This window comes from Pseudooceanicola aestuariicola, from assembly GCF_045763785.1.
GTDB lineage: Bacteria > Pseudomonadota > Alphaproteobacteria > Rhodobacterales > Rhodobacteraceae > Pseudooceanicola.
Window position 1 is genome coordinate 214299 of sequence record NZ_JBJGSF010000004.1, and the last position, 9476, is coordinate 223774.

Below are 9476 nucleotides of genomic sequence, written 5' to 3' on the forward strand. Positions count from 1 at the left end.
CCTGATTTACGCCCAATTTGCGTTTTTTGTCGAGAGTCAATTATAGTAGAGACATGTCCGCATTAACCCGTGCGAAACCTTAAACTTATCCGCGGATAAGGCCCCTGACCCGCCCGAATCGACTGCCTGCGATTCGAGGTCAAATGCGGGAAAGGCCTACCACGAATAGGGGGACATCATCGGGTGACCCACAGCAGATTGAGGGGACATCAAGGCCCAATAGGGGGACGTCCTGCATGTCCCCTAATACCAAGACCATACCCATTTTCATTTCAAAATGGTTTAGGGTCAGGGCGTAAATGACTCGAATCCTTGACAACTCCGGGTAATTCAACGCTAATCACCCCAAGATCGGGAAAAGCGTTTAAAGCCACCTGCACAGACAGGATACCCGACAGGCAGAGCAGTGACGACGCATGGAGCGGACAGGATGCAGGCGGGCGCAGGCGATCCCTTTGGGGCGCGCAAACAAAGTACGGGGACCAAGTTAACTGGTCCGGGGGCCGCGGCGCTCAAGTACGATATCCTCACGGCATTATTGGTCAGCGCGGCACGGGGCACCCCCGATCAGGCGCGGCTGGCGACACGGTTGTCGCTGCTGATCACGGCGCGGTTCAATTGGCGGACCGAGAGTTTCGCCATCGGTCTGCGAGAGATCGCGCGGATGTGGGGCGTCACCGAACGCACGGCGAAACGCGACATGGCGGCGATGCGCGCCAAGGGCTGGATCGACGTCACGATCCCGGCAGCTCGCGGCCGGGTGGCGCAATACGCAATCAGATTCGACACTGTTCTTAGAGAAACCATGCCTTTCTGGGAGGCGGTCGGCCCCGATTTCGCCGCACGAATGGCGGGCGTGAACGCGCCCGAAGCAGACACCGTTCCGGACAACGTGGTGCCGCTGCGCCCCGTGGCGGCAGGGCAGGGGGGCGATTACCCGGCGTGGGCTTTGGCGGCGGAGAAACTGGCGGCGCAGGATCCGGCGGTGTTCAACGCGTGGTTCGCGGGTCTGATCCCGGTCGAAGGCGACAACGGCATCCTGACGCTGATGGCCCCGTCGCGGTTCGTGGCGGATTACCTGCGCACGCACTATTACATGCGGCTGCTGACGGCGGTGGTCAGCGCCGATCCGGCAATCAGGGATATCGATGTGATCTGGAGCGGTGAGGGACGCGCCTAGCGGTGCGGGTCATGTATCACGCCTTGACACATGTATCTTTACATGATTCACATTCACGATGATCCAGAGCACTAAAGGCAAGCTCATCCACGACATTCTGGCCAATAGCGCCGGACAGGGCTTTCCCGCAGGGGTCATGAAGGTCGCGCGCCGCAAGCTGTCGATGTTGGACGCCGCCACAACGCTGGACGATTTGAGGGTGCCGCCCGCCAATCGGCTGGAAGCGCTGAAGGGGGACCGGAAAGGACAGTATTCGATCCGGGTGAACGACCAGCGGCGGTTTTGCTTTGTTTGGACGGATAACGGGCCTGAAGACGTTGAGTTTACGGATTATCATTGAAAGGACGTGCCCATGGGACTGATGACCGACCCGAGCCATCCCGGCGAAATCCTGAAGCACGAGTTTCTTGAGCCGCTTGGCGTGTCTGCCATCGGGCTTGCCCGCGCGATCGGAGTGCCACGAACACGGATCGAACGCCTTGTGAAGGAACAGACGGCCGTAACGCCTGACACCGCGTTGCGCCTGTCCAAAGCGCTTGGGACCAGTGCGGAGTTCTGGATCAATCTGCAGGCCAACTATGATATGGCCGCCGCGCGTAAAACCGTCGATGTGTCGGATATCCGACCTTTGGTTGCCTAAGGGTCGGGGACACACATCAGGGCCGTGATGCAGGCTTGGCGACACGGCAGGTCGGAAAATCACCTCATCACGCCGCTGGCAGAGGTTGCTGCCCCCGGAAAAACCGTCAAAACAGGCGCAGTTAGGGGATGTCTCCCCATCACAGGCCCAACCCTTAGGCCAAGATAGCAAGGACAGCGCCGATGGCCCTTATTCTGACCGTTCAATGCCCCTCTCGTCGCGGTATCGTTGCGGCGATTGCGAACTTTCTGGCCGACAACGGCTGCAACATCACCGACTCGGCCCAGTATGACGATGCGCAGACTGGCAACTTTTTCACCCGGATCCGTTTCGTGCCCGAAACCGGCAAGTCGCAGGACGAGCTGACCGAAGCATTCGGCAAGGTCGCGGATGAGTTCGAGATGGAATGGGGCATTCACGACGCGGATCAGCGGATCAAGGTGCTGCTGATGGTGTCGAACTTTGGTCACTGCCTGAACGACCTGCTGTACCGCTGGCGTGTCGGCGCGCTGCCCATCGATATCGTTGGCGTGGTGTCGAACCACATGACCTATCAGAAGGTCGTGGTGAACCATGATCTGCCGTTCCACCATGTGAACGTCACCAAAGAGAACAAGCCCGAAGCCGAAGCGCGCCTGCTGGAGATCGTCGATCAGTCGGGTGCCGATCTGGTGGTTCTGGCGCGCTATATGCAGATTCTGTCGGATGCGCTGTGCCAGAAGATGTCGGGCCGGATCATCAACATCCACCATTCCTTCCTGCCGTCGTTCAAGGGTGCAAACCCTTACAAACAGGCGTTCCAGCGGGGCGTGAAGCTGATCGGGGCCACGGCGCATTACGTGACCGCCGATCTAGACGAAGGTCCGATCATCGAACAGGACACGATCCGCGTGACCCATGCTCAGTCGTCTACGGATTACGTGACTTTGGGGCGTGATGTGGAGGCGCAGGTGCTGGCGCGGGCGGTGCACGCCCATGCGCAGAACCGCGTGTTCCAGAACGGCGATAAGACGGTGGTGTTCCCGGCGTCCCCGGGTGACTTCACGTCGGAGCGGATGGGCTGATTTAGGCTCTGATCCAAGAAAATAGCGCACGCCCGGTGGTAACACCGGGCAGCGCCCGACCTCCCCCCGGAGGGCGCTTTGGCGATGTCGGATTGCCTCTGGCGTCTTAAATGCTTTTGAGGGCGGACCTTTGCCAAAAAGCCGCAAGCGCCCTCCAGGTCGGGCGCGGCCCTAAACGCTTAGCGCAGCCCCTGCCGCGTGATCTGTTCGGCCAGCTTGCGCGTGGCCAAGGCCCGCGCGGCGGCAATCGCAGACGCGCCTTCGCCCACGACCACTTCGCTGATGTCGAACAGGCCGGAGCGGCCACCAGAGCCGATGTCAGGCGCGACGTAGTACTGGCCGGTGATCACGAAGGTGCCGTTGGCGTCTGCCACCATTTCTTCGACCCGCACGTCCACGATGGCGGCGGCGCGATCAAGGAAGGGCCACGGCTCTGCCGCGACCTGAGCGCCGGTGATCTGACCCAGATAGCGCGACAGTTCCAGCGTCATGGCGCGGGCGGGTTCATCCGCCCAGAGGACCGATTTGTCGGAGGTGATCGCGCCAGTCTCGGATCGCGTGGCGATTTCATCCGAGGCGGCATAGGTCGGCAGAGAGATTTGCCGCACCTCGACCGAGTTGTAACGCGATGAAATCCGGGGCAAATCCGGCGTCACCGTGGGGGCTGCGGTTGCGAAACGCTCAACGCTTCCTCCGCAGGCGGTAAGAGCGGCGAGGCAGGCGGTCAGAATCAGAATGCGTTTCATATCAACGTCCGAATAGCAGCGAATTGGGGTTACGTTCCAGCGCACGGGCCAAGGAATTGACGGCGGCGGCGGCGCGCTCGACCTCACGCAAGGCTGTGGTCAGGTCACGGCCAACCCCGCGTTCGGCGTCATATCCTTCGATGGTCTCGGAGGCGCGGAACATGGTGGCGCGGGCTTGGGACAGCAGAGCGGGCAGCTGGCTGGCCACGTCGCGCAGGGTGTCCGCCGCTTCGCGCGCGGAGGAGAAGGTAGCGTTCACATTGGCGACCACGCCGCCTTCGCGGAATTCGGTCAGAACGGCGGTCAGTTCGGTCAGCGCATTGCCCAGATCTTCGGGCAATTCCCGCGCGCCGGGGGTGTCCAGAACGGCGGTCGCGGCCTGCATCAATTCGGACAGATCGACCGAAAGCTGGTCCAGCGGAACGGTTTCGGCCTTGGCGGCGATGGCGTTCAGACGTTCGACCAGATCGGGCACGCCGGCGACGCTGTCGGTGACGCCCTGAGCGGCCTCTTCGGTCGTTTCAATCAGCGAAATGATGCGGCCCGAGACGTCCTGTTCGTTCAAGTTCCCAAAGAGCGTTTCGATCTGATCTGCGACCTGAGTGATACGGTCGGGCAGGCCTTGGATCGCCTCGGACCCGATGACGCCGCGCACGTCGCCGACAGCTCCGCGCAGATCGCCGGGCAGGGCGCGCAGATCGGGGTTGGCGGCGACGCGGCTGATGTTGTCGAGCATGTTGATCGCACTGTCCAACAGCTCTTCGATCGGCAGGTTGTTGATACGTTCAAAGACGCCTTCCGCGGTGGCCGAGACGTCTGCGATATCGCTTTCCGTGGTGGGGAAGCGGGGGTTCGGTTCGGCGGAGTAATCCAGCGTCGCGAAGGGGTCGATCGGGTCGTCTTCGGTGATCAGTTCGATCTTGAGCCCGCCCGACAGGATCGACGCGGTAACAAGGCGGGCGCGCATCCCTTCGTCGACCCGGTCGCTCAGGAAATTCAGCGCGGTTTCAGGGGTGGGATCGCCGTCCAGACCAAGTCGGGAGGGGTTGATCGACAGCGTCGCGGCCAGACGCACGCGGTTGTCGCCGAATCGCAGCGGATCGACCATGCCGTTCAGCGCGGTCACGCGGCCAATACGCACGCCGCCAAGGTCAATCGGCGCGTCCACGGCAAGGCCCGAGACGTTGTCGTCAAAGATCGCCGTCAGGTCGAGCGTCACGCCCTCTTCTTCGGCGAACACCGACGACCGCGCGGCGCCTTCGTCAACGTAGACAAGGAATTCTTGCCCGTTCTGCGCCGGTTCACCACCCGACACGACCGTGCGGAAAGTCACGCCGCCAGACACCAGCGACGCGACAGAGGAGAAATCGAGGCTGGCGCCCGAGGGCCCAAGCGAAAAGCTGAACCCCGAGGCGTCCCAGAACCGGGTCGACGTGGTGACCAGATGGCGGTGCGGGGCGTAGACGATTGCCTCTGCCTCGACCGTGAGGCCGTCGGGCGTGATCGTGGCGCGGCCAATGCGGCCCACTTCGATGCCCTGATAGACGATGGGGGCGTTTTCGGTCAGCCCGGCCTCTGGCGTGGCTTTCAGCGAAATTTGCAGCCCATCGGGGTGGCCCGCGAAAATGGGGGCGTTGGCGCTGCCTTCGTGGCGCGATTGCAGACCGTTGGCTTCGTCATCCCAGATGGCGTTGATGTAGACGCCCGACAGGACGGTTTCCAAACCGCTGATGCCTCGCGCCGAAATTTCGGGCCGGACAACGTAGAATTCGGCGCTTTCATCGACGTAATCGGCCACCGCATTGTCCAACCGGACAGAGACGAGCACCTGAGACAGGTTTTCCGTGAACCCGATGGTTTCCACCAGCCCCACGGCCACGTCGCGATAGCGCACCTCGGTCTGTCCTGCGACCACGCCCGATGCGTTGTCGAAGGCGATTTCAACCAGCGGGCCACGGTCCGTATAGCTTTGCCAAGCGACGCCAAGGGCGATGACCAACGCGGCCAGCGGGATCAGCCAGACGATGGACAGGCGGTCCATCAGGCTGCGGCGGGCGGGCTGGATCGGGACATTGGGGGGCGTATCGGTCACGCTGTGGCTTTCGTGGGTTGCGGGGCAGGGGCGCCTGAACGCTCTTCCTGATCCCAGATCATGCGGCTGTCAAAGCTTTGCGCCGACAGCATGGTAAAAATCACTGAAAGGGCAAAAAACAGGCTGGCTTTGCCCGGTTGGATCGAGGCCAGCGCGCCCAGTTGGACCAGTGACGACAGGATCGCCACCACAAAGACGTCAATCATCGACCAGCGGCCAATGTATTCGACCACCTCGTACAGTTGGTGGCGGCGGATACGGCTAAGGCGGCTGCGGTTCTGTACGCCAAGCGCCAGCGTGCCGATGGCCAGAAACTTGCCAATCGGGATCACGACCGAGGCGAAGATGATGATAAACGCGATGCCATAGCTGCCGTGATGCGCCAGTTCGATTGCGCCGCCGATGATCGTGTCTTCGTTCTTGGACACAAGGGTGCGGGTGGCCAGCATCGGGTAAAGGTTCGCGGGGATATAGCAGATCAGCCCCACGGCCATCCACGCCCAGACCTTTTGCAGCGAATGGGTGTCGCGCGATTGCATGTGATGGCCGCAGCGCCCGCAAGTCTGCGTATCGATCGGCCACAGCCGGGTGCAGCGTTCACAGGCCACAAGCCCCATGGCGCGGGCGGATCTTATGTTTCCAGAGATTTCCACACCGAATACCTGCACATGAAGCTGTCTTGTAGGATCATCAGCACCACCAGCGCTGAGAACATCCAGAAGGCGGGGCCGAATTCCACTTGAGCGAGGTCCGCCACTTTCACCAGCGCGACGGCGCAGCCGATGGCGAAGATTTCCGCCATGGACCATGGGCGCAGCGCCTCGGACACGCGAAAGGCGCGGATGGCGCCGGGAAAGGCGGGGCGGTCCAGTACCAGCGGCGTCAGCACATAGATCGCCAGCAATGCGCGCAGCACCGGGAAGAACACGATCAGCGCCGCAACAGCAAGGCTGAGCACCACCAGAAGCGGAGAGCCAGAGAACGCCAGCGCCGCGTCGATGATCGAGGATTTATGCGACACGCCCGCCACCTGCACGCTGAGGAACGGGAAAATCGTGGCCGAGATGACCAGAACCACCACAGCCAGCGCGATGGCGATGATCTGTTTCCCCGCCCGTTTGCGCGGCGCGATCAGCACCGTGTGGCAGCGCGCACAGACAGCCCGTTCACCCGCGTCGGGATCTTCGACGTGGTAAACGGCGTCGCATTTGGGACATGCGATAAGAGATGCAAGGTCGCGCATGGGGTGGATTCGGGTACTCGGCAGCAATCTGAGTGAGAAGATAGGGGGATTCGGTGCGGTGCAAGGAGAAATCATGCGTTTTCGCGGGGGGACGGGTTTTTGGGTTAAGTGGTTTACCCTTGGTTTTGGCGCGGCTGAGCGGCCAGTGTGGGGGCTGTGGACCCTTGACATAAAGCCCGCGCACCGGATGCTGCGGCCTATGTTCCTGCGCCTGATCGCCCTTCTTGTCCTCACCGCCAGCGCCGCCCCGGCGCAGGAGGCTGAAGCTTATCGCGACTGGTCTGTTCTTCGGTCGGACCAAGGGTGTCTGGCCAGCCTGTCGGTGGGGCTGAAGACTGCGGACTCGGGGTTGGCAACTGTGTCTCTATACCGCCGATTAGAGACTGAAACGCCTGCAATCGTTACGGTGCGCGTGCCGCTTGGCGTCGATCTGACGGGGGGGATCGCCTACACCCATCCGGGGCGCGAAGATGCGGTCGGTTTGGCGTGGCAATATTGCGATGACGCGACCTGTTTGGCCAGCGGCGCGTTGAACGGGGCAGAGATCACGCGGCTGCAAAAAGGCACCCGGGTCTATCTGGGCTTTCGCCCTCTGCCGGGCGCGCGGATGCTGGTGGTCCCGGTGTCGCTGCTGGGCTTTACCCGAGCCTGGGACGCGGTTCAGGCCTGCGGCTGATTGCGCAGCGACCGGATCGCATCGATCACGGCATCCGGGCGGCGATAAAACAGCAATTGGCCGATATCGGGCAGCGTGGTGATCTGGGAGCGGTCGCTGTGCCGATCGGCGAAATCCTTGACCGAGGTGCAAGAAACGACGGGATCGGATTCCCCGTGCACGATGCGGATCGGCGCGGTGGAGGCGTTGACCATATCGGTCCAGTCATCGACCACATGGCGGCTGTCGATTTCAAACGCGCGGTGGCCCTGCGCCACGGAAAAGCGGTAGCCGTTCAGCACGATGCCCTGCACCTCGGGATCGGCAACGACGGGCAGGTCGTCGGGTGAGTTTTCGTACAGCGACATCAGAAATTTGCGTTCGCCGCCGCTGCGCATCTGGCGGATCCCGGCCCGCACGATGAACGGCAGGATGCGGGGCGTGTAGCGGGCGGTATAGGCCACGACCCTTTGACGCCCGGACATGGTGGCGAATTGATCCGGCGACACGATCGGCACCCCGCCCGACACGCAGACGATCCCGGCGATCTGGCCTTCGGGCGCGGCGGCGGCCACGGCATGAGCGTAGAGCGCGCCGCCCATGTGACCCAGAAGGATCGGGCGTTCCAGCCCTAGTTCGCCGATCATCTGGTGGACATCGGCGGCAAAGCGTTGCGGGGCGGTGTCGATATTGCCCTCGTCCGGGTCGGCGGCGCCGAACCACGGGCGGACGGGGCAGTAGAAACACAGGTTGTTGTCGAACAGCAGATCGCGGGCGTGGTTGGTAATGGCGTTGCCGTCCAGCATCCCGTGGAAAAAGATCACCGGCGTGCCGCCTTCGGGGCCGTGGATTTCCACCGGCATCACCCGGCCCGTGGCCAGTTTGATCCGTTTCAGACCCGCGCCGTCTGACATCAGCGGGGCCTGATCGGGGTTATCTTCGGCGATGCGGATCAGCAGGTGCAGTAGGCGGACCAGTTCGGGCTGCGACGCGGTTTTCGTCTTGGCCATGATCTTTTTCATCTGGGTCCGCACGGTGGCGAGGGATGCGCCCCGCATATCGGCGACCTGTGCGGCTGAACTGCCGTCGGCGATCCATTCGCAGATGTCGATTTCCGAGGGCGTCAGCGCAAAGTCGTCCCGCAGCAGCCGCGCAGCCCCGGGCGGCCAAGAGGCCGCGAGTTTGCTGATCAGGATCAGATCGGCGCCAGAGGCTTCGGTGATGACCCGCGCCTGAAAGTGCATGGGCCGTTCCGCCGTGTCGGGCCCCAGTGAGAAGACCTGAGGTCGAAGGGTGCGCCCGCCGCCGGGCTGGCCGATCGCAGCGATCATATCGGTCAGGCGGTCCATCCGGTCGTCGCTGAGGGGCAGGCGGTCGGCGGTGTCGTTGCGCCTGAAGCCGAACATGCGTTCGGCCGCAGCGTTGAACCAGACGATCCGGCCGCGTGCGTCGATCAGGAACCGCGGGGCCGATCGGTTTTCGCCGGGGACGATCTGCGCCTCTCCGTCCGAGGTGGGCGGCGGCATGGTTTCTTCCAGCAGCTTGTTGGCCAGCGCAAAGTGGGTCTCAAGCTCGGACGAGATGGGGGGCTGGTCGGCGCTGCGCCCCGCGCGCTGCGCGACGAAGCCATCCCAATTTTCCATAAAGGCGTCATAGCTTTGCGGGTCGAGCGCGATTCGGTAGATCGATTCGATCAACTGGCTGCGTTGTTCCGGAATTTCGGGATGATCATCGTTTTGGGCCATACCCTATTTTTGGTACGTCCCCCTCAGAACTCAAGTTCTTTCCAGCAGGTTAATCTATTTTTCCTCTCCTAAGCACCTGCCAAGATTGACCGAATTGCGGCGATCCCGCCA

The 9476-nt window shown here is 62.4% G+C and carries 10 protein-coding genes; 5 read left to right on the plus strand and 5 right to left on the minus strand.

Going from position 1 to position 9476, the window contains the following annotated elements; all coding sequences use genetic code 11:
• The first annotated feature begins 430 nt into the window (after window positions 1–430).
• From ACI3GR_RS15900 to purU, 4 genes are all read left to right on the plus strand, one after another.
• Entirely contained in the window at window positions 431–1180 is a 750-nt protein-coding gene (locus ACI3GR_RS15900; protein ID WP_407495959.1) for a DnaA N-terminal domain-containing protein, read from the plus strand.
• 58 nt (window positions 1181–1238) lie between these two features.
• Window positions 1239–1520: a type II toxin-antitoxin system RelE/ParE family toxin gene (locus tag ACI3GR_RS15905; RefSeq protein ID WP_407495960.1), complete on the plus strand. Its 282-nt coding sequence runs from the start codon at window positions 1239–1241 to the stop codon at window positions 1518–1520.
• A 12-nt stretch (window positions 1521–1532) separates the two neighbouring features.
• Window positions 1533–1820: a HigA family addiction module antitoxin gene (locus ACI3GR_RS15910; protein ID WP_407495962.1), complete on the plus strand. Its 288-nt coding sequence runs from the start codon at window positions 1533–1535 to the stop codon at window positions 1818–1820.
• 182 nt (window positions 1821–2002) lie between these two features.
• Entirely contained in the window at window positions 2003–2884 is an 882-nt protein-coding gene (gene purU, locus ACI3GR_RS15915) for a formyltetrahydrofolate deformylase (protein WP_407495964.1), read from the plus strand.
• A gap of 179 nt (window positions 2885–3063) precedes the next feature.
• Here purU and ACI3GR_RS15920 read toward each other — a convergent pair whose 3' ends face one another.
• Genes ACI3GR_RS15920 through ACI3GR_RS15935 form a run of 4 tightly spaced genes read right to left on the minus strand, consistent with a single transcriptional unit; the run spans window position 3064 to window position 6965 of the window.
• Complete coding sequence (locus tag ACI3GR_RS15920) at window positions 3064–3630, minus strand: PqiC family protein (protein WP_407495966.1); 567 nt, start codon at window positions 3628–3630, stop codon at window positions 3064–3066.
• Between the two features lies 1 nt (window position 3631).
• Entirely contained in the window at window positions 3632–5722 is a 2091-nt protein-coding gene (locus ACI3GR_RS15925) for an MlaD family protein (protein WP_407495968.1), read from the minus strand.
• Entirely contained in the window at window positions 5719–6339 is a 621-nt protein-coding gene (locus ACI3GR_RS15930; RefSeq protein ID WP_407495979.1) for a paraquat-inducible protein A, read from the minus strand. The genes ACI3GR_RS15925 and ACI3GR_RS15930 overlap by 4 nt, the downstream gene beginning before the upstream one ends.
• Window positions 6340–6353: 14 nt before the next feature.
• The gene (locus ACI3GR_RS15935; RefSeq protein WP_407495969.1) at window positions 6354–6965 is read right to left on the minus strand and encodes a paraquat-inducible protein A; all 612 of its coding nucleotides are present in this window, start codon (window positions 6963–6965) and stop codon (window positions 6354–6356) included.
• A gap of 199 nt (window positions 6966–7164) precedes the next feature.
• Here ACI3GR_RS15935 and ACI3GR_RS15940 point away from each other — a divergent pair, with 199 nt between their 5' ends.
• On the plus strand, window positions 7165–7641 hold the full coding sequence (locus ACI3GR_RS15940; RefSeq protein WP_407495971.1) for an invasion associated locus B family protein: 477 nt from the start codon (window positions 7165–7167) through the stop codon (window positions 7639–7641).
• Here the strand turns inward: ACI3GR_RS15940 and ACI3GR_RS15945 are convergent.
• Window positions 7626–9365 carry a bifunctional helix-turn-helix transcriptional regulator/alpha/beta hydrolase gene (locus ACI3GR_RS15945; RefSeq protein WP_407495973.1) on the minus strand — a complete coding sequence of 580 codons (1740 nt, stop codon included), beginning with the start codon at window positions 9363–9365 and terminating at the stop codon, window positions 7626–7628. The genes ACI3GR_RS15940 and ACI3GR_RS15945 overlap by 16 nt on opposite strands.
• Between the last annotated feature and the right edge of the window lie 111 nt (window positions 9366–9476).